This is a genomic window from uncultured Methanobrevibacter sp. (genome assembly GCF_900314615.1).
Taxonomy (GTDB): domain Archaea; phylum Methanobacteriota; class Methanobacteria; order Methanobacteriales; family Methanobacteriaceae; genus Methanocatella.
The window spans coordinates 56,212-77,197 of the sequence record NZ_OMWA01000014.1 but is presented as its reverse complement, the minus strand read 5'-3'; the positions used below and the strand labels follow the sequence as shown (position 1 = coordinate 77,197).

The 20,986-nt window shown below is 36.0% G+C and carries 19 protein-coding genes; 15 read left to right on the top strand and 4 right to left on the bottom strand.

Going from position 1 to position 20,986, the window contains the following annotated elements; genetic code table 11:
* Window positions 1–108 precede the first annotated feature (108 nt).
* Window positions 109–1,644, bottom strand: coding sequence for a cobyric acid synthase CobQ (cobQ, locus tag QZN33_RS05970; protein ID WP_296790039.1), 1,536 nt, complete (start codon window positions 1,642–1,644; stop codon window positions 109–111).
* Window positions 1,645–2,218: 574 nt separating this feature from the next.
* On the opposite strand from cobQ, the gene lonB reads away from it, so the two are divergent.
* Both lonB and QZN33_RS05960 read left to right on the top strand, forming a co-directional pair.
* Window positions 2,219–4,099: an ATP-dependent protease LonB gene (gene lonB / locus QZN33_RS05965; protein ID WP_296790042.1), complete on the top strand. Its 1,881-nt coding sequence runs from the start codon at window positions 2,219–2,221 to the stop codon at window positions 4,097–4,099.
* A 70-nt stretch (window positions 4,100–4,169) separates the two neighbouring features.
* Window positions 4,170–5,588, top strand: a complete 1,419-nt coding sequence (locus tag QZN33_RS05960; protein ID WP_296790038.1) for a Mur ligase family protein — start codon at window positions 4,170–4,172, stop codon at window positions 5,586–5,588.
* Here the strand turns inward: QZN33_RS05960 and QZN33_RS05955 are convergent.
* Both QZN33_RS05955 and QZN33_RS05950 read right to left on the bottom strand, forming a co-directional pair.
* On the bottom strand, window positions 5,578–6,063 hold the full coding sequence (locus QZN33_RS05955) for a hypothetical protein (protein ID WP_296790037.1): 486 nt from the start codon (window positions 6,061–6,063) through the stop codon (window positions 5,578–5,580). The two genes, QZN33_RS05960 and QZN33_RS05955, sit on opposite strands and share 11 nt — an antisense overlap.
* Complete coding sequence (locus QZN33_RS05950) at window positions 6,050–6,952, bottom strand: ADP-ribosylglycohydrolase family protein (RefSeq protein ID WP_296790036.1); 903 nt, start codon at window positions 6,950–6,952, stop codon at window positions 6,050–6,052. The genes QZN33_RS05955 and QZN33_RS05950 overlap by 14 nt, the downstream gene beginning before the upstream one ends.
* A gap of 90 nt (window positions 6,953–7,042) precedes the next feature.
* Between QZN33_RS05950 and QZN33_RS05945 the strand changes: the two genes are divergently transcribed.
* Together QZN33_RS05945 and QZN33_RS05940 are read left to right on the top strand one after the other, a co-directional pair.
* On the top strand, window positions 7,043–7,552 hold the full coding sequence (locus QZN33_RS05945; RefSeq protein ID WP_296790035.1) for a GNAT family N-acetyltransferase: 510 nt from the start codon (window positions 7,043–7,045) through the stop codon (window positions 7,550–7,552).
* Window positions 7,553–7,581: 29 nt separating this feature from the next.
* Window positions 7,582–7,962: a zinc ribbon domain-containing protein gene (locus QZN33_RS05940; RefSeq protein WP_296790034.1), complete on the top strand. Its 381-nt coding sequence runs from the start codon at window positions 7,582–7,584 to the stop codon at window positions 7,960–7,962.
* Window positions 7,963–7,976: 14 nt separating this feature from the next.
* Here the strand turns inward: QZN33_RS05940 and QZN33_RS05935 are convergent, their stop codons facing one another.
* Window positions 7,977–8,495 (bottom strand): hypothetical protein, encoded by a 519-nt coding sequence (locus tag QZN33_RS05935; RefSeq protein WP_296790033.1) that lies wholly within the window; start codon window positions 8,493–8,495, stop codon window positions 7,977–7,979.
* An 89-nt stretch (window positions 8,496–8,584) separates the two neighbouring features.
* On the opposite strand from QZN33_RS05935, the gene QZN33_RS05930 reads away from it, so the two are divergent.
* The 11 genes from QZN33_RS05930 to QZN33_RS05880 all read left to right on the top strand — a co-directional run bounded on the left by QZN33_RS05930 (window position 8,585) and on the right by QZN33_RS05880 (window position 20,934).
* Entirely contained in the window at window positions 8,585–9,499 is a 915-nt protein-coding gene (locus QZN33_RS05930; protein ID WP_296790032.1) for a ribose-phosphate diphosphokinase, read from the top strand.
* Window positions 9,500–9,868: 369 nt separating this feature from the next.
* Entirely contained in the window at window positions 9,869–10,459 is a 591-nt protein-coding gene (locus QZN33_RS05925; RefSeq protein WP_296790031.1) for a transglutaminase family protein, read from the top strand.
* A gap of 183 nt (window positions 10,460–10,642) precedes the next feature.
* On the top strand, window positions 10,643–10,933 hold the full coding sequence (locus QZN33_RS05920; protein WP_296790030.1) for a hypothetical protein: 291 nt from the start codon (window positions 10,643–10,645) through the stop codon (window positions 10,931–10,933).
* A gap of 5 nt (window positions 10,934–10,938) precedes the next feature.
* Window positions 10,939–12,906 carry an excinuclease ABC subunit UvrB gene (gene uvrB / locus QZN33_RS05915; protein ID WP_296790029.1) on the top strand — a complete coding sequence of 656 codons (1,968 nt, stop codon included), beginning with the start codon at window positions 10,939–10,941 and terminating at the stop codon, window positions 12,904–12,906.
* Window positions 12,907–13,167: 261 nt separating this feature from the next.
* Window positions 13,168–13,410 (top strand): AbrB/MazE/SpoVT family DNA-binding domain-containing protein, encoded by a 243-nt coding sequence (locus QZN33_RS05910; RefSeq protein ID WP_296790028.1) that lies wholly within the window; start codon window positions 13,168–13,170, stop codon window positions 13,408–13,410.
* Window positions 13,410–13,805, top strand: a complete 396-nt coding sequence (locus QZN33_RS05905) for a type II toxin-antitoxin system VapC family toxin (protein ID WP_296790027.1) — start codon at window positions 13,410–13,412, stop codon at window positions 13,803–13,805. Before QZN33_RS05910 ends, QZN33_RS05905 begins: the two co-directional genes overlap by 1 nt.
* A 75-nt stretch (window positions 13,806–13,880) precedes the next feature.
* Window positions 13,881–16,769 carry an excinuclease ABC subunit UvrA gene (gene uvrA, locus QZN33_RS05900; protein WP_296790026.1) on the top strand — a complete coding sequence of 963 codons (2,889 nt, stop codon included), beginning with the start codon at window positions 13,881–13,883 and terminating at the stop codon, window positions 16,767–16,769.
* A 124-nt stretch (window positions 16,770–16,893) separates the two neighbouring features.
* Window positions 16,894–18,102 carry an ammonium transporter gene (locus QZN33_RS05895; RefSeq protein WP_394347049.1) on the top strand — a complete coding sequence of 403 codons (1,209 nt, stop codon included), beginning with the start codon at window positions 16,894–16,896 and terminating at the stop codon, window positions 18,100–18,102.
* Window positions 18,103–18,120: 18 nt separating this feature from the next.
* Complete coding sequence (locus QZN33_RS05890; protein ID WP_296790025.1) at window positions 18,121–18,459, top strand: P-II family nitrogen regulator; 339 nt, start codon at window positions 18,121–18,123, stop codon at window positions 18,457–18,459.
* Window positions 18,460–18,651: 192 nt separating this feature from the next.
* A complete protein-coding gene (locus tag QZN33_RS05885) occupies window positions 18,652–20,151 on the top strand; it encodes a DUF2193 domain-containing protein (RefSeq protein ID WP_296790024.1) in 1,500 nt (499 codons plus the stop codon).
* Between the two features lie 9 nt (window positions 20,152–20,160).
* Window positions 20,161–20,934, top strand: coding sequence for an MIP/aquaporin family protein (locus QZN33_RS05880; RefSeq protein WP_296790023.1), 774 nt, complete (start codon window positions 20,161–20,163; stop codon window positions 20,932–20,934).
* Window positions 20,935–20,986 lie beyond the last annotated feature (52 nt).

Here is a 20,986-nt window from a genome sequence, read left to right as displayed (position 1 = left end):
GCTGGTTCAACGGGGATGGCCTGATAAAATACTTAAATTAACCTTATTAAGTGAAAATAATTCAGGAATCCCCATCCTCTATAGGATGGGGTGGTTCAATATATTAAATTACTCTTTTTTTCCGAATATTAACTCATCAATGATATCCATATCCAGATTTTCTTCAACGATTTCAGCCAGTCTATTTAGGGAATAATCCTTTTGGGTTTCGTAAGGATCTTCACCATATTTTGCTTCAAGGCCTTTTTTAACTCTTAAATAGTTTAAAAATTCCCTTCTGAAGTTATAGTTGTGGAATATTCCGTGGAAATAAGTTGCAAATACATTATCTGAAGAAGCGCCGTCAACAAGTCCGTCTTCATTGTTTCCCTGTCCTTTTTTGATGTTTAAAAGAGGTTGTGAACCTAAAAGTTTAGTGGTTCCTTCATGAATTTCATAGCCTGTTACCTCTTCGCCAACTATATCCTTAAATATCTCTCCAGCCAATCCTTCTAAATCATCAGGTATTGTTGCAACTGACTGTGTAACGATTTTTCCAGCTCTTGTAAACTCAGATTCAATATCTAACAGTCTAAGACCATTTAGGGTTCCGTGCTTTGATTCACGTTTTTCATCATCATGAATGACATTTCCTAAAATCTGCAATCCTCCGCAGATTCCAACGATTGGAATTTCTGAGGATTTTTCAATAATCTTTTCTGCAAGACCGCTTTGGCGAAGTGCAAACATATCTTCTGTTGAGTTACGTGTTCCGGGAATCAGAATTGCATCAACATCACCTATATCATCATTTATGCCAATCATTTTAAGAGCAACATCCTCTTCATATTCAAATGGGTCAATGTCTGTAAAATTAGCTATTTTAGGTAATCTGATAACTCCTATGGTGATATCTTTATCCTCAGCAAACACGTGTGTTGTCAGGGATGCGGAATCCTCTTCAGGCAGTTTTAAAGTTTCATCATATGGTAAAACTCCTAAAACCGGTTCGCCGGTTATCTCTTCTATTCTGTCAAGTCCCGGTTTTAATATGTCAAGATTGCCTCTGAATTTGTTGATGACAGTTGCCTTTAGGCGGGACCGGTCATAATCGTCAAGTAAAACGTAGGTTCCAGCAATGGCTGCAAAAACTCCTCCCATTTCGATGTCTGCTATTAAAATAACATTGGCATTGGCAAGGTGTGCAATTTCCATATTTGCAATGTCCTGGTCTCTCATGTTGATTTCTGCCGGAGAACCTGCTCCCTCAATGACGATTATGTCATATTCATCAGACAGGATTTTAAAGCTTTCCTTAATTGCATTTAATGCTGTATCATGGTATTTGTGCTGGTAATCATAGAAGTTCATGTCTCCGATTGATTTTCCCTGAATGATTACATTTGATGTAAAGTCTCCTTTTGGCTTTAGCAAAACAGGATTCATATGAATGCTTGGTTCAATCATTGCAGCTTCCGCCTGCAGCATCTGAGCTATTCCTATTTCTCCATTTTCTTTGGTAGTATAGGAATTTAAGGACATATTTTGGGATTTGAAAGGAGCTACTTTGTATCCCCTATTTTTGTATATTCTACAGAGCGCTGCTACAAGCATACTTTTTCCGGCATTTGAAGAGGTTCCCTGAACCATGATACATTTTGACATGTTAGAATATATTTAGTTAATATTATAAATAATTTAAAAATGAGATTTTTTTAATCGTATTTGAAGGGATTGTGCCGTATGTCTGGGGTTAATAATGTACTGACTTTGTGGCATTTTGAAAATTCCCTTCAAATCGATTTACAAGAACTTATCATTGTGATAATACTTGTATTATATATTATATTGAATTTAATATATTATTTTTATGATAATATTTGATAAATGTGATTAAATTCATTGTTTATCAGACATTTCAGTTTAATTTTTATTAAAAGTAGTTTTATTTAAATTAATTTTTTACGATAATAATATATTATCATGTCAGTTTAAGATTTTGCTCGAAATTGCGAATTATATTTTACTAACTTTAATTTACTAAAATAGAAAGCTTTTTATATGTCCTAAAATTAAATAATATTAAATAGTATATGAAACTTAATTTTTAATGATGAATGATTACAAAAGTGAGGTTAATTTTATGAAATTTGAAGAGCAAGAATCTGTTGAAGATTCTTTAGAGGAAGTCGTTGAAAAACCAGTTGAAGAGGAAACCTCTGGTGAAGAAACCATTCACATGTTAGATTATGACAACATAAAAAGCTCACAGGATATTGATGTTCCACCTTTATTAATTGATCAGGTCATTGGTCATGAAGAGTCTATTGAGACCATTAAAAAAGCAGCAAAACAGAGAAGAAATGTTTTGCTTATTGGAGATCCTGGTGTAGGAAAATCCATGCTTGCAAAAGGTATGGCTCAGATTTTGCCTCATGAAACCTTACAGGATGTTCTTATATATCCGAATATGGAAGATAATAACCATCCTCTGGTAAGAACAGTTCCTGCAGGTGAAGGTAAAAAGATAGTAAGAGCAACAAAAGGCTCCGCTAAAGGTCATGAAGAGAGAAAAACAATCATTACAATGTTTGCTATTGGTGGTATTTTAGTAATCGGATTTATGTATGGAAGACTGCTTGAATCCATTATCGCTGCCGCTTTAATTTTACTTATATCAATACAAATCAAACCGAAAACCAATAATATGTCTCCAAAGTTATTGGTAAATAACGAAGAATCAAGATTTGCACCATTTATGGATGCAACAGGTGCTCATGCAGGTGCATTACTCGGTGATGTTCGTCACGACCCATACCAGTCCGGAGGATTAGGAACTCCTGCACACGAACGTGTTGAAGCAGGTATGATTCACAAGGCAAACCGTGGAGTTTTATACATAGACGAGATAGGTACTATGAGTATGAAAACTCAACAGGAGCTCTTGTCTGCTATGCAGGAAAAACAATATGCAATCACAGGTCAGAGTGAAAACTCAAGTGGTGCAATGGTAAGGTCCCAGGCTGTTCCATGTGATTTTGTACTTGTAGCATCAGGAAACCTCCAGGTATTGGAAGGTATGCACATAGCAATGAGGTCCAGAATAAGAGGATACGGTTACGAAGTGTTCATGAAAGATTATATGGACGATACTACTGAAAACAGAGAAAAATTAGTCCAGTTCGTAGCTCAGGAAGTTAAAAATGACGGAAGAATTCCTCACTTCACACCTGATGCATTGGATGAAATCATCCTCGAAGCAAAAAGAAGATCCGGTAAGCAAAACGCTTTAACCTTAAGATTAAGGGACTTAGGTGGTTTAGTCAGATCTGCTGGAGATGTAGCTATTGAAAAAGGTGCAGAGCTTGTAACTGCAGAACATGTTGTTGAAGCTAAAAGGTTTGCAAGAACTCTTGAACAGCAAATTGCCGACAGGTCAATTATCCAAAGAAAAGACTACAGTATGGTATCTGCTGAAGGTGGAAGAGTTGGTCTTGTAAACGGTCTTGCAGTAATAGGTGACAGAAGCGGAATTGTATCTCCAATTGCGGCTGAAGCTGCTCCAACACAATCAAAAAACGGTGGTCAGATTATTGCTACAGGTAAACTTGGTGAAATCGCTCAGGAATCTGTACAGAATGTAAGTGCATTGATTAAAAAATACACTAACAAAGACATTTCAGATTATGATATTCACGTTCAGTTTATCCAGACCTATGATGGTGTTGAAGGGGATTCAGCAAGTGTAAGTATTGCTACTGCAGTAATATCTGCAGTTGAAGATATTCCAATCGACCAGACTGTTGCACTGACAGGTTCACTTAATGTTCGTGGAGATGTAATGCCTATCGGTGGAGCAACTGCTAAAATCGAAGCGGCTGCAGAATCAGGAATGAAAAAAGTACTGATTCCAAAATCCAACTTGAAAGATGTCATGATTGAGAAAAAATACGAAGACATGATTGAAATCATTCCGACCGAAACTTTAAGTGACGTTTTAGAAAATATCTTAATCAGCGGTTCTAAAAAAGATAACTTAATTGCAAAAATGAAAGATATCGGCTCTAAAGTCGCTGAAAAAGTTCCAAAAACAACAATCAATAATCCAACTACAAATTAAATTGGATTATTTATTTTTTCTATTTTTTTCATACAAATTTTTATATATTTATATATTCAAAAGGTAAATTATGAGTTTTAAAGTTAGTGTTGCAAAACTTGTAGCTAAAGTAGGAGGACCATTTTCAAAATTCGGATCTGGAAGTGGAAAAAGTTTTGCAGGAATTTTATTTACAAAGATTGCAGGTATTGATGCAATTTCAGAATTATCAAAGCAATTGGGTATAGGTTCAATTATCCTCACCGGAACAAACGGAAAGACAACAACCACAACACTTTTAATTAAATTATTGTCAACTGACGTTCCAATCAGAAGCAGTTTTGAAAGTAATACTATAAACGCTATTGCTTCAGCGTTCATTCAGCAAAAGGGTGACATTGGAGTATTTGAATATGGAATTCGTAATATCAAATATGGAATTCCTGATACTGTTCAGAGAGTCGTTGACCCAGTTGGTGTGGTTTATACAACCATTTCCCAGGAACATACTCAGGTTGCAGGTGTTAAAAATCCGTTTGAAGATTATTATAAAGCTAAAAGATTATTGTCTCAGGGCATGAAGCGAGGGGTTATCGTAACCAATGCTGATGACCCAAGAACTGCACTGCTGGGGCTTGATAAAGAAAAAGATGTTCATGTAAACTATTATGGAATTGAAACCGACGGAATTGAAGACATTAATGGTGAAGCGGTAAAATGTCCGAAATGCGGTGAAACATTAACATACTCAAAATATTATCTCAATCACAGAGGTATCTATACTTGCAGCTGCGGATTCAAGCGTCCTGAATTGAATGTAAAACTAACTGATATTGAATTTGCTCCTAATTCATGGAAACTCACTGTCGAAGGAGATTTATTCAACTACACTGTTTCAAAAAACATTAACTTTAACATAGACATTACTGTGCCTCCGTACGGTTTCCACAATATATACAATACCTTGGCTTCCATTACAACCTATGCATCATTCACTCCTAAGGTGGAAAATATCGAATCTACTGTTAAAAAAGTATTCAACAATCTTGACATGTCATTTATTCCGCCTGGAAGATTTGAAGTTGTTGATATCGGCGGAAAATTCGTCGGATTGGGCCAGGGTGATAATGGTGATGCACTTAAAATCAATGCAATGTTCATGAATCAGTTTGTTGATGCTCCATTGGAGTTCATCTACACTACTCCTGATGTTGATGAGGAGGAAATCTTTGAAGACCATTACAAGGTAATTAAAAGCATGAATCCTGCTCATGTTATTGTTGTTCCTGGAAGGCATTCAATAGAAAAAGCTGAAGAATATTATAATATCATAAAACAGGATTTCCCTGATGCGGAGTTTTATCCACTGAGTTATGAGGAAATGGATGTTAGAATAGAAAGGTTAAATGAACTGGCCAGAAATTCTGACTATAAATATGTTATCATGACCGGTTGTGGTGAAGAACAGGCAATGTGGGAAGAAATCAAAAAGAAAATGATTAATAGATAATTTTACTATCTATTATCTCTTTTAATTTTTTATAAAAATCCAAATCGGATGGTTCTATTTCTTTAAATGCGGCATCAATGCTGCAGTTGCATAAATCACAGCTTCCAATTATGAATTCTGCTGAATTTTTTTTCAATAAAATTCCAAAAACTCTTTCTTTTTCATTTGCATATTTTTCAAATTCCTCATCTGTAAGCTTCAGATTATAGTCTGTAGTTGAATATATGTCGCATTCATTGATAACAGGTATGAATGCATACATTCCAATATTTAAAAAGACATTTTCGTACTTTAGTATTTTTAAAATCTTTTCTTCAAAGGAATCTTCTTTTTTGATGTCAAATTTGTCCAAATCTTCAATATTGTTTGAACCCATGTAGTAATTATCATGAACAACGGTTGCAACTAAATCTGGGTCTACATAATTATTGCATGTAGACCTAATATTTTTAATAGTTTCACTAACATTTATCATATAATTCCTCGAATTCTTCACATAATGAAAGTACTTTATCAAGATGAGGTATTGATTCAAGCCAATATGTAGGAATTTCATCAAAACCGTAATAAATTCCTGCAAGTCCTCCACATATTGCTGCAGTTGTATCTGTATCTCCGCCGAGATTAACTGCTTTTAGAACTGCATCTTTATAATTTGATGTATTTTTCAAACAGTAGACAACGCTTTCAATGGTGTCAATAACATATCCTCCGCTTCTTATCTCTCCTGAAAAGTCATCATCAATTATTCTTTTAAAGTGTTCAAGTTCTTCATTTTCTTTGTAATATTCAGCTATTTTGTCGCATGCATGCTTTATGTGCTCATCGATTGTCAAGTCACTTTCAAGCATTGATTTTGCTATTTCAACATACAATGTGCAGGCTATTTTTGATCTGTCATGGCCATGGGTCAGTGCTGATACGTTGCCTATGCTTTCATAGTCTATGTCTGGAACATATGCCAGTGGCAATATCCTCATTAAAGAACCGTTACCGTTGTCATGTGTTGATGTTCCGCCGCTTTTAAGTGCTTCTTCTCCATTTAAATATCTGTTTAGGCTGCGGCTTGTAGTGTTTCCTATATCAAACCTGAAATACTGGCAGTATTTATCTTCCTGATACCATGCACAGAACTCCTGCATAATATCTTCATAATCAATTCCTTTCATGTTTACAATGCTTCTCATAGTAGCTAATGTCATTGAAGAATCATCAGACCATGTTCCTTTCGGCATATCGTATGTTCCATGTCCGATCATGTCTGTGACAGGATCTTCTTCAAGTTCTCTTCTTGAGTAAAACTCAACAGGAACTCCCAATGCATCTCCAATGAGAAAACCGCAGATTCCGTCTTTAACTTTCATAATAAATTGTATGTATTTTGAATTAATTAATTGTATTTGTAAATTATTCTTTACATTATTGTTAAATATTTTAAAAACATATTTTTAACAATGATTTTGAAAACTCCAAATCTTATTTTAAGGCCATGGCAGGAAAGTGATGCCGAATGTCTGTATCATTTTGCAAAAAATCCGAAAATTGGCCCTATAGCAGGATGGCCTCCGCATGAATCTGTTGAAGACAGTTTAAATATTATCAAAACGGTTTTCGCCAAAAAAGAAACATATGCGATTATAAAAGATGATGTGCCAATCGGATGTGTAGGACTGCTTTTCCATCCGGATACGAATCACTGGTGGGGTGAAGGTGCAGCTGAGCTTGGCTACTGGATAGCGCAAGACTACTGGGGTCGGGGATATGCCGGTGAAGCATCAGAAATTCTAGTTAAAAGAGCATTTGATGATTTGGATGTAAAACAGATTTATGCATCATACAGAATTGAAAATACACAATCAAAAAGAGTACTGGAAAAATTGGGCTTTAAATATTATGCTGAGCTAACCAACCAAAATTATCTGGGGGATTATTTCAGGGAAATAGCAATGATTTTAGAAAAATAATTTATACTAAAAGACTATAATGTTAACTAATGACTAGAATATGCGAAAAATGTAATTTTGAAAATCAGGATGATTATGATTACTGTGCTAAATGCGGCACACCACTGGTTGAAGGCCTTCAGCCTAACAATTTCATTGTTTTTAAGGATGTCAGCGAAGAAAATCTGCCAGTAAATTATAAAGCTATTGCTGCATCTTATATAGTTACTATATTTTTATCATGGAGTGGGTTTATTGTAGGAACACTTCTAAAAAATACCAGCTTGTCCCTTTTCACATTTTTTGGTTTTTTCATGCCGTTCTATTTGATTCAATCCAGAAATCGCACTGTCAAAAGACATGGTATAATAATGCTTGTTATTTCACTTGTCGGTGTGGTTTTATCTATTTATACCATGGCTCAAAAATAGAAAAAAGAGGGAAATTAAACTAAAATGAATTTAATATTTCCCATCAACATATTTATCGGAATTGCTAACGGATTGAAAGTACCGCTGGTCATTGCAGTACTGACCGCATCACCCCTGGACATTGTTCCCTGTGCATTTTCACTGCCTGCATAACCGTTATATGCATCATTGGATCTGATGTTGTCTATCAAACCATCTCCAAAAATGTCTTCTGCAGCATCAGGATTTACGCTGATAATCATATGAGGAGTAAACTGATAAGTATAACTCATTATGTCTCTTGCAGCTCCATAGGGGTCATTTGGGGAGTCCTGATGAACATTGTGCAAAGTCTGTCCGTTTGCATTAACTGAACTTCCCGGATAAATCCATTCAAAACCACCTAAAGCGGTGAATTTTGCAGCCATATCTATTCCAGGTGACCCTTCAGTTGTATCTTCTGCAATAATTAATATTGGACTTGATATTGTAAACAATAAAATCGCAATGATAATTATTGCTATAATTCCAATTATTACTTTTGCTTTGCTCATGATTTTTTCTATTAATTCTTTAAATATTAATACTTAACTTTTTTAATTATCAATGACAAATATATTATCATAAAATTTTTGGTGATATTGTGATTATAGGTGGTTCAGCATCTCAGGACTTGGCAGCTCATGTTGCTCGTGAACTTGGTGAAGAATTATGTTACGTTGAAACTCGTAAGTTTCCGGACGGAGAAAGATATTTAAGAATTGACGGTGAAATTCCCGATGAAGTGACCGTTATCCAGTCAACAGGATATCCTCAGGATGAAAATCTGATGGAATTATTGTTCATAATAGCTAATCTTAAGGATTTGGGTGCTAAAAAGGTACGTGCAGTAGTTCCTTACATGGGATATGCAAGACAGGAAAAACGTTTCAATCCTGGAGAAACTATTTCTGCAAAAATTATTTGCGAATTGATTCAGTCTGCTGGTGCTGATGAGTTCATCACATTCAATATTCACGAAGAATGCGTATTGAATTTCTTTGATATTCCTGCAAGAAACGTCTCAGCAATGCCTGCTATTGCAGAGTATCTCGATAAGAAATTCTTTAAAAAAGGCGGAGACAAACCTTTAATAATCGCTCCGGATAAAGGTGCATACGGATTTGCACAGGAAATATCTGAAATAATAGGATGTGACTGCACTTACTTGACCAAAGTCCGTTTAGGTCCTGATAAAGTAGAAACAAAGATTGTAGATGTCAGATGCGATAGTGAAAGTGAAAACACTGTAAATGTGGATTCAGTAAAAGGCATGCATGCAATCATAATTGATGACATCATTGCAACCGGAGGAACCATTGTAAATGCAATAAACATCTTAAAACAGTATGGTGCATCTTCTGTTGATGTATGCTGCGTACATCCGATATTGACCAACAATGGTGCTACAAGAATATATGCTGCAGGTGCAGAAAAAATAATTGGTACAAACAGTTTGTCTTCAGATACTTCACGAGTATCTATTGCAAAAGCTATTGCAGATGTGTTAAGGGAGTAACTGATAATCTGTAACGTTTATATAATATCAAAATTATATATAATGATGTTAATTATACTTTGAAAAAGTATTATATAACATTTAGCATTTCATCTGAAAAATTGTGATAATGCCTCAGCTTAATAAAGTTGGGGCTGCATTGCAATTTTGACAACTATTTTTAGGAATTTAACTTGATTTTTTTGTATGAACTTTCAAATAACAGATTCCATAATAAAATTTTTTAACTTTATTTGAAAAATTGTAAATAATTTTTTACTTGTGTCTGATTTTGTAAATCTTATTAACTAAACTATATTATTCAGTTCAAATAATATATTAGTGATGTGATAAAATGAAATTTAATGTAAATAAACAATATCTTTTGCAATGTTTTTGGCATTGATTTTATTTATAGTCCAATTCGGAGGAAACAATGATTACAATTTCTCTTCCACTTCAGGCTCCTCAACAGTCACTCTTTCAAAATATCGCAATGGAATCAATGAGAAAAATGGTGCAGCTTCAGATTCATATCTAAAGGCAACCCGGAATTGTCAGGTCAACAATGCACAGATTAAGTCATTGGTGAAATCATTAACAAAAGGTTTAACCAGTGATATGGATAAGGCAAAAGCATTGTTTGAATATGTGCAGCTCAACATTAAATATGGCTATTATTTCGATACAGATAAAGGTGCTGTAAAGACACTGTCTGAAAAAGAAGGAAACGGTGTTGATCAGGCACATCTTCTAATTGTGATGTTTAGAACTGCAGGTTTAAAAGCCAGATATGTACATGGATACTGTACATTGTACATTAATCAAAAAACTTTCGGTCATGTATGGACTCAGGTACTCATTGACGGCACATGGATTTGTGCGGACTCAACAGATTTGTCCAACAAATTTGGAAGCATATCCTTTTGGAATGTAGACAGCTACACTCTGATAAACAAATATCTTGAACTTCCGTTCTAGTAATGTTTAGACTGAAGGATTCAAATCCTTCACACTTTTTTTTAATTTTTTTTTGTAAGAATTCTCTATGCATTAAAATTGAGATTAATTATTCGTAAAAAAATATAATTAATATAATATGCAATATAATTAGTATTGTAGATGCTGAAAAGACGGATTTTTTTAATTGCATGAGGGATTAAGATGGATAAAGAACAAATCAAATCTGAGCTTGTAGACAAATCAAATAATATTTTAGCTAAATATGATGAAATGGATGTTGTTGAAAGCGTTTCAGTTATGAAAATGGCTGCAAAAACAATATTTCTAGGCTCTCTTAAAGTTTATAAAACTGAAGTGATTCCAAATGTCATGAGAGATTTGGAAAAGGAATTGAAAGGCTACGGCGAACTGGTTATAAGAGACCAGAAGGTCACTCCATGCTGTTCTCCAAGCTATACTCATATCAGTTTTAACATTACCATTCCAAACTAGATATCATGAAAGAATTTAAGCTCAAGTCACCCTATAAACCGTTAGGTGACCAACCAAAAGCAATCAACTCTCTGGCTGAGGGTATTAAAAAAGGCATTAAGGAACAGACACTTTTAGGTGTAACAGGTTCAGGTAAGACTTTTACAATGGCAAATGTTATTGAAAAAGTCCAGAAACCTACTCTTGTTATTTCACACAATAAGACTTTAGCTGCACAGCTGTATGAGGAGTTCAAGGAATTTTTCCCGGACAATGCAGTGGAGTATTTTGTCAGCTATTATGATTATTATCAGCCGGAAGCTTACGTTCCACGTACAGATACCTTTATCGATAAGGAAGCGTCCATCAATGAAGATATTGATATGATGAGACATTCTGCAACTCAGTCTCTTCTTTCAAGAGATGATGTTATCGTTGTAAGCAGTGTAAGCTGCATTTACGGTATAGGTTCACCTGAAGATTATGGTGAATTTGCCTTCGGAATTGCTGTAGGGGACATTTATGAGCGCTCTGAAATTCTCTCACGTTTAGTTTTCATGCAGTATGAGCGAAATGACATTGAATTTGACCGTGGTCAGTTCAGGGTAAGAGGGGATGTTATTGAAATCAATCCTGTTCACGGAACACCTCCGATAAGAATAGAACTTTTCGGTGATGAAATCGATGCAATCAGCATTATAGATAAAGTCACAGGTAAAAAACAGGAATCTCTTCAAAGATACATGATTTTCCCTGCAAAGCACTTTGTAGTCGGTCAGGACAAAATGGATGTAGCTCTTGCAAACATCAGACAGGAACTTGATGAAAGGCTAAATGAACTGAATTTAACTGGAAAGCTTCTTGAGGCTCAAAGACTAGAGCAGAGAACCCGATTTGATATTGAAATGCTTCAGGAAATGGGCTACTGTCCGGGTGTAGAAAACTATTCCATGCACCTGTCCGGACGTAACTGGGGAGATAAGCCATATTCTCTTTTAAAATATTTCCCTGATGATTTTTTAACAATTATTGATGAGTCCCACGTTACCGTTCCCCAAATCAGAGGGATGTATAACGGTGACAGGGCACGTAAGGAAACTCTGGTTGAATACGGTTTCAGACTCCCTTCCGCTAAGGAAAATCGTCCTTTGCGCTTTGATGAGTTTGAATCATCTGTCAATCAGGTAATATATGTATCAGCAACACCTGCTCAGTATGAGCTTGCAAAATCAAGAAATGTTGTTGAACAGATTATCAGACCTACCGGACTTGTTGATCCTGAAGTCATCATCCGACCGGTTACAGGCCAAGTAGAAGACCTTCTTGAAGAGGTCAGGAAAACAGCCGAAAAAGATGAAAGGGTACTTGTAACCACTTTAACAAAGAGGATGGCTGAAGATTTAACTGACTATTATGCAAGAATAGGCGTTAAAGTAAGATATATGCACTCTGAAATTGATACTCTTGAGAGAATTGACATTGTTGATGATTTAAGAAGAGGTAAATTCGATGTTCTTGTTGGTGTAAACCTTTTAAGGGAAGGTCTGGATTTGCCGGAGGTTTCTCTGGTAGCTATTCTGGATGCGGATAAGGAAGGATTTTTAAGAAACCAGACTTCACTGATACAGACTATCGGACGTGCTGCAAGAAACGTAAACGGCCGTGTAATCATGTACGTGGATGAAATGACTGATTCTGTTCAAAATGCATACGATATTACACTCAAAAGGCGTAAGATCCAGATGAAATACAATGAAGTTCATGGTATCACACCAAAATCCACTCAGAGAACCCTTAAAGAAAAAATTGCTGAGGAAGAGGAAAAATACAAAGGCCTTACCGGTGCTGAAGTCGATAAAATGCCTAAGGATGAACTTCGCTTACTGATTAAAGATTTGGAAAAGGACATGAAGGAAGCGGCTGCAAGACTTGACTTTGAAAGGGCAGCTGAGCTGAGAAACAAACTTTATGCTTTAAAAGGCTTTGATAAGTAATTATTTCTGTATTTTAATTTTTAATTATTTTTTTAAGTTAAAACAATTTTTATTTTTCTTTAAAATATTATTAAAAGATTATAATTTTGTTTTAGCTTTATATGGAAATATATATTAAGTTTAAAGTTAAATTAATTATTATAATCAATTTTGAGTATTTTTTAAGTATTATTTTTAATTTTAGTATTTTTATATTTTAGGAAATATTACTTTCTAAAATATTAAATATTAGGAATTTTAAACAATTAGATAAGTGATATTATGGATGGCATTGTCAGTTCAAAAATATATAAAGGATTTCAGACAGTTATTCCAAGTAAAATTAGGGATGAGATTGGAATAACTTTAGAAGATACTCTTAATTGGAGAGTTGAAAAGGATGTGATTATTGTGGAAGTGGAAAAACAAAGACCTTTATCTGATTTAGCGAAATTTGCGATTTCTCTTGATGAAGAAACTGATGTTGTTGATTTGAAAAGAAGATCAGGTAGAGGGGAATTATAGTGATATTTGTTGACACTACATTTTTAATAGCATTATTGATTAAAACAGATTCTCATCATGAAACTGCTTTAAAGATGAGTGATTCTATTCATGAGAGGAAAGTCATTAATAATACTGTATTGAATGAAACATTAAATTCTTTTACTGGTAAAGGAGGAAAGGTTGGAAAAGAATTATTCAGAGTAATTAATGAAATGTTTGATATCAAATATTTGACTGATTCAGATTATGAAACTGCGATTGATATCTATTTGAACTATGATTCTGCTATAAATTATTCCGATTGTACAATTTTGACCACTATGTTTCAGAATGGAATTAGTAAAATTGTTACTTTTGATTCTGATTTTGAAAAAATTAAAGGTCTCACAATTTGGAATGAAAATTTTGAATAGTTGTCAAATGCTCTCTCAAATACTTTATAAGTAAGTTTGTTCTAATATTATATAACTAATTTTTAGGAGTGAATTATGGCAGAAGATTCTAGAAAAAAAATTGTCATCAAGGGCGCACGTGAGCACAATCTTCAGGATATTGATGTCACTGTCCCTCGTGATGAATTTATTGTAATTACTGGTCTCAGTGGGTCTGGAAAGTCATCTTTGGCTTTCGATACAATTTATGCTGAAGGACAGCGTAGATATGTTGAATCTCTATCCGCATATGCAAGACAATTCCTGGGTCAGATGAAAAAACCGGAAATGGAGTCAATAGAAGGTTTGTCTCCGGCAATTTCAATTGACCAGAAAACAACAAGAGAAAACCCGAGATCAACTGTAGGTACAATAACAGAAATTTATGATTATCTAAGATTATTATTTGCAAGAATTGGTATTCCGCACTGTCCGAACTGTGGAAAGGAGATTTCTCATCAGACTATTGGTCAGATTGGTGATTCTATCATCGAAGAAGGTGAAGGAATTAAAATCCATATTTTAGCACCGATTGTCCGTGATAAGAAAGGTCAGTTCAAAGATGTACTTGAAGAGCTTAGAAACAAAGGTTTTGTAAGAGTGCGTGTTGACGGTGAAGTCAGGGACCTTGATGAGGATATCCAGCTTGCAAAAACATACCGCCATGATATTGATGTTGTGGTTGACAGGCTTAAAATCAGAAAGAATGTCGATTTTAAAAGAAGACTGGTTGATTCACTAGAAACTGCAACTGAGCTGACAGAAGGTCTTGTTACTGTTTTATTTGACAATGGTGAAAAGGAGTATGAGAAAAAATACTCAGAGCACTTCGCATGTGTTGACTGTGGAATAAACTTTGAAGAGCTCACTCCAAGGATGTTTTCATTCAACGCTCCTCAGGGGGCATGTCCTGAATGTAACGGTATAGGTTCCAAAATGGAAATCGACCCAGATCTGGTTGTTCCGGACAAGGCATTGTCACTAAATGAAGGAGCTATCGTTCCATGGGCAAGTTCCAAAAAACGGGAAAATTACTATTATCAGATGCTGGATGCAGTCTCAAAGCATTTTAAATTCAGTATGGATACTCCTTTTGAAGAGCTTTCAAAAGCTCATCAGGATGCAGTCCTTTTCGGCTGTGATGAAAAAATTCCATTCACCTTCAAGAGAAGAAACAAATCATACATGGTCAACCGCAGATTTGAAGGTGTTGTTCCAAGAATGCAAAGATTATACTTTGAGACTAAATCAAGCTATTCAAGAAAATACCTTTCAAAATTCATGTCAGACAGGAAATGTTATGTCTGTGACGGTAAAAGATTGAGACCTGAAATTCTGGCAGTTACTGTCGGCGGAAAATCAATCATTGACGTTTGTGATTTGGCAATCAAGGATTCCTATCAGTTCTTCCAGGATCTTGAACTTACAGAACGTGAAAACTTCATTGCAAAAGAGGTTTTAAAAGAAATTAAGGAACGTTTAAGCTTTTTGGTTGAAGTGGGTCTTGATTATCTTTCAATGTCAAGGTCTTCAGGAACTCTCTCAGGTGGAGAGGCTCAAAGAATCAGGCTGGCTACTCAGATTGGTTCAGGTCTGGTTGGTGTTTTATATATTCTTGACGAGCCAAGTATTGGTCTTCACCAAAGAGATAATATAAAACTTATTGAAGCTTTAAAAAGACTTAAAGACCTTGGAAATACTCTGGTTGTTGTTGAGCACGATGAAGAGACAATTTTATCTGCAGACCATGTTGTAGACATTGGTCCGGGTGCAGGTGAGCATGGTGGTAAGGTAGTTGCTCAGGGAACACCTCTGGATATTATGAACAATCCTGACTCAATTACAGGCCAGTACATTTCAAGAGCCAAAAAGATTGAAATTCCAAAACAAAGGCGTCCTGGAAACGGTAATTTCATTAAAATCATCGGTGCTGAGCAGAATAACCTGAAAGATATTGATGTGGAAATTCCGTTAGGCAAGTTTACCTGCGTAACTGGTGTGAGCGGTTCAGGTAAAAGTAGTTTAATCAATGAAATCCTATACAAGGGAGCTAGCGGTAAATTATCCAAAAAATTCATGTTTGCAGGAAAATACAAGGAAATTGAAGGACTTGAAAACATCGATAAGGTTATTGCAATTGACCAGAAACCTATCGGAAGAACTCCAAGATCAAACCCTGCAACATATACTGGCGTATTTACAGACATCAGAGATCTCTTTGCAAACACTCCTGAGTCCAAAGCCAGAGGATACAAGCCTGGAAGATTCTCATTCAACGTTAAAGGCGGAAGATGTGAAGCATGTTCCGGTGACGGTATCGTTCAGATTGAAATGCACTTTTTAGCTGACGTTTACGTTCCATGTGAAGTCTGCGGCGGTAAAAGATACAATGAAGAGACCTTGGATATAAGATACAAAGGTAAAAATATCTATGAAGTTCTTGAAATGACTGTGGAAGAAGCACTGGAATTTTTTGAAAACATTCCAAAAATTACCAAAAAACTCCAGACATTGTATGACGTTGGATTAGGCTATATGAAAATTGGTCAGCCTGCAACAACCCTGTCCGGTGGGGAAGCTCAAAGAATCAAACTTGCTAAAGAGCTTTCAAGAACCAGTACTGGTAAAACATTGTATATTCTGGATGAACCGACTACAGGTCTTCATTTCGCAGATATCAAAAGACTGCTTGAAGTATTGGCCAGACTGACCGATGCAGGAAACTCTGTAGTTGTAATAGAACACAATCTAGATGTTATCAAAACTGCAGACCACATTATAGACCTTGGTCCTGAAGGAGGTGACGGTGGTGGTGAAGTTATAGCTACCGGAACTCCTGAAGAGGTTGCTGAGGCCGGAACATACACAGGTCAGTTCCTGGAACGTATGCTTGATGAAAATATTACTCCTTATGCAAAAGAATTGGTAGAAGACATCGGCAAATGATTTCTTCTATTATTCACTATTTTTTTTAAATTTTCCCAACATTTATATACTATTTTGTTCAATATATTTTTGACGGAAGATAATTTCCGACATTGTCTTTCCGACATTTTGGTTAGTGATAATTATGGTTTTAAGTACAGGTAATACTGCCTGGATGCTTGTTGCAACAATTATGGTTCTTTTAATGAGTATTCCAGGTATAGCATTTTTCTATGGCGGTTTGTCAAAAAGAAAAAACGTTTTAAACTCAATGTTTTTATCGCTCATTGCATTTGCAATAGCAAGTATTATATGGATTTTATACGGATATCAGATAGCATTCGCTCCGGAAAGTCTTTCTGGAATAATCGGAATTCCTCAAAGTCTTTTAATGGAAGGAATAGGTGTCGATTCACTTACAGGAACTATTCCTACATTTGTTTATGCAGGTTTTCAGCTTACCTTTGCTGCCCTTACAGCAGCAGTCGTTTCAGGTGCAATCGTTGGAAGAATGAAAACTAAATCATGGATTCTTTTTACAGTATTGTGGGTCACATTTGTCTATATTCCTATATGTCACTGGATATGGGGCGGAGGATGGCTGATGAATATGGGTGCAATTGATTTTGCAGGAGGAGTTGCAGTAGAGGTCAACTCAGGTTTTTCAGCTCTTGCATTGGCACTTGTATTAGGTAAAAGAAGAGATACATCACTGCTTCCTCACAACCTTGGATATTCAATTTTAGGCGCAGGATTTCTATGGTTCGGATGGATGGGATTCAACGGAGGATCTGCACTGGCAGCTAACGGACTTGCAGGTTCAGCAATACTTGTTTCAAATACTGCAGCGGCAGTGGCAATGATTGTATGGGTAATACTTGATGTAATGAAAATCGGAAAACCGACAGTTCTTGGAGCAATAACCGGTGCGGTTGCAGGTCTTGTAGCAATCACTCCTGCGGCAGGTTTTGTTTCCCTTTCAGGTTCAATAGTGATAGGTCTGGGTGCAGCTTTAATATCATATTATGCAGTATACAATCTCAAGGACAGATTTGGATATGATGATGCTCTGGATGTATTCGGAGTCCACGGGCTTTCAGGAGTCTGGGGACTGATAGCAACAGGACTGTTTGCATCTCCGGCAATAAATGGGGTTGCAGGACTCTTTTACGGAAATCCGAATCAGCTGCTGGTTCAAATTATAGCAGTTGCTGCAACAGCGGCATTTGCATTTGTTGCAAGTCTATTAATAGCAAAAGTACTAGATATAACAGTAGGATTAAGAGTTGAAGATAAAGAAGAGATAACCGGTCTTGATTCAGCATTGCACAAAGAATCAGGTTATAGGATATAATTATTTTAGGGTGGTAATATGAAAAGGATTATTGCAGTAATAAGAGAAGAAATGTTTGACAATGTAAAAGCATCTCTTTTAAAAGCAGGATGCGAAGGAATGAACGTTTCAACAGTTAAAGGAAGAGGCAGACAAATGGGTACTCGCGAATCATACAGAGGTTCCAGCTACTGTGTTGATCTGATTCCAAAAACCAGAGTTGAACTGATTGTAAATGAAGAGGACCTTGAAGATATAATCGATATCATTATTGAAAGTGCCAGAACCGGTGAGGTCGGTGACGGTAAGATATTTGTTTCTGATGTTGAAGAAGTAATAAGAATCAGGACAGGTGAGCGAGGTTCTGATGCAGTTTAGCTAAATTATTTTAAAAAGTGGATAAATTTTTCCACTTTAATTTTTAAAATTATTCAACTATTTTTTTGTTCATTAAACATTTAACAATAACTCTTTTCTTTAAAAAAATCATTTAAACAGATTTAAATAATATGGTGAATAATTTATTATTATTTAAGAGTATATTCTGCTCTTATTACCTAGGTGATAAAAATGAGAGAGTTATATGAAAAAATGATAAACGAGTCAATGGCTGCTCAAAAAGCAGACGTTAGCGTTATATCAGAAAATAGGTACAATGACTTTAAAATTACTGATGCGAAACCTTATGCAGATGCAGTATCTGGCATGAAAGCATTAGACAACCAGGCAGAATCAGTAATTAACCTGCACAAGGAATCTGTAAAAAACCATTACGAAATTTTGTCTTCCATTACTGACACATTAAAATGCGAAGATGACCCGTTCATTGAACATTTCCAGACCCCTCCTGTACTGGAAATCTTGTGTGAAGAAGACGGTGAATTTGCAGACAGTGTAGACAAATTTATCCAGGCTATCGCCGATAATGAAGCTATTGTTGCAAAAGAATCAATCAGAAGATACGGCGGATTTTACGGACCGACTTGTGTAGTGGACTTTGCACTGATGCCTGGAAGTACCAGTAATGTTGTAAATCAAATACTGCAAAAAATAGATATTCCTGAGGCTCACAAACAGGCAATTCTATCTGCAAAATCATGGGGTATGAACACATCCTACGGTATTGGGGATGCATTTGCAAACGCTATTGAAGCAGGAGCAACTGCGGCTGAAGCAACAGAAAAGGAAATTGAAGCATTGCAAATGATTTATAAAACTCCTATTGAAGGACAAGGAACATTAATGGATGATGCAGACCACTCTTCATTTGATGTAAGAGACTACATGAACAAGTATAAAAAAGCAATGACTTCAACAGTTAAAGCTGCAATGGATGATGGAGTACACTACGGAAACATTGTAACAGTTCCTGCATACTGTGTTGGTGATATCGGACACCACATAGGTCAATCAACCTACAACATGTGTAAGGATGACGTTACTTTAGCTATCGTTCAGGCAACTGCAGACGTAATCGGAAACACATTAACATCCAACCTTGGTAACTATAAATCAGAATTTGACGTGCTTAAATTAGCTACTGGTTCATCAGCATGCGCTACTGAATTCATCCTGGAACTTGACGGATTCAATGCTCCGATGGTAGTTGACCTGTTCTCCAAAAGATTCCACAACTTTGTACAGCAGTATCCAACAAGAGGTGCAGCTGCTGAATTGCACAACTGTGACTTTATGGACATGATTTACAGAGGATTTAACGCAATCAGTTCAGCCCGTAAGTTCAGAGCAGGCACCGGCGGAGAACTAGTGCCAAAAATCAATGGATTGGCAGTTGACTTAAGCCCAATTCTTGAAAGTGAAATTGTAATGAACCCACAAAGATACACTTATCCTGCATGTGCAATTACAGTAAGATTCTCTTCACTCATGAGATTAGCAGACTATCCATGTCTTTTAACCTCAGAACCAATTACAGCAACCATGATGACAAACATCATTGCACTTAACAAAGGAGCACCAGGATCACCTGTAAGGGGTTGTAAAAACTGTGCTGCCGCTTCACTTGTGGACAACAAACACGAATACTGTCAATGGAGAGAAGCTGTATAGGCGATAAAAATGACTTGTAATATTAGAAAAAAATTCTTTGCAGAACTGCTTGGAACATTTTTCTTGGTATTTTTCGGTACCGGTGCTGCAGTTGTAACACTTCTCATTTCTGAAGGCGTTACTCCTGGCGCTGCTGGAATTGGACTTTTAGGCGGTTTAGGTGACTGGATTGCTATTGCTTTAGCATTTGGTCTGACTGTAATGATATGTATTTATGTATTCGGTAAGATATCCGGTGCACATTTAAATCCTGCTGTAACTATCGGGCTTCTTGTAACCAAAAACATCGATCTGGTTGACAGTATTTATTATATAGTTGCTCAGGTTATCGGTGCATGTTTAGGAAGTTTATGTCTTTACTTATGCCTCGGCGCTCCGGCTGTCGCAATCGGAGGATTAGGCGCAACAGCTCCTGGAATGGGTGTAAGCTACTTCCAGGCAATGTTTGCAGAATTTTTAGGAACATTTTTCTTAATGATGGTTGTAATGGGTGTTGCAGTTGATAAAAAAGCAGAACCTGGTTTTGCCGGAATATCTATCGGTATGACTGTGGCTGCTGTTATCGTTGTTTTAGGTGCATTTACCGGTGCATCAATTAACCCTGCACGTACATTCGGACCATACCTGATGGACATGATTTTAGGAGGACAAAACCTATGGAGTCTCTTCCCAATTTATCTGGTCGGTCCAATTCTCGGTGCAATCTGTGCAGCATTTGCATATGCATATCTTGCAAAAGACAGTGGAGTCTGTGAACTTCCACAACCTTTCAATGATGAATAATTCTTTTTAGAATTATTCATTATTTCTTTTTTTGATAATCTATTTAAAACAG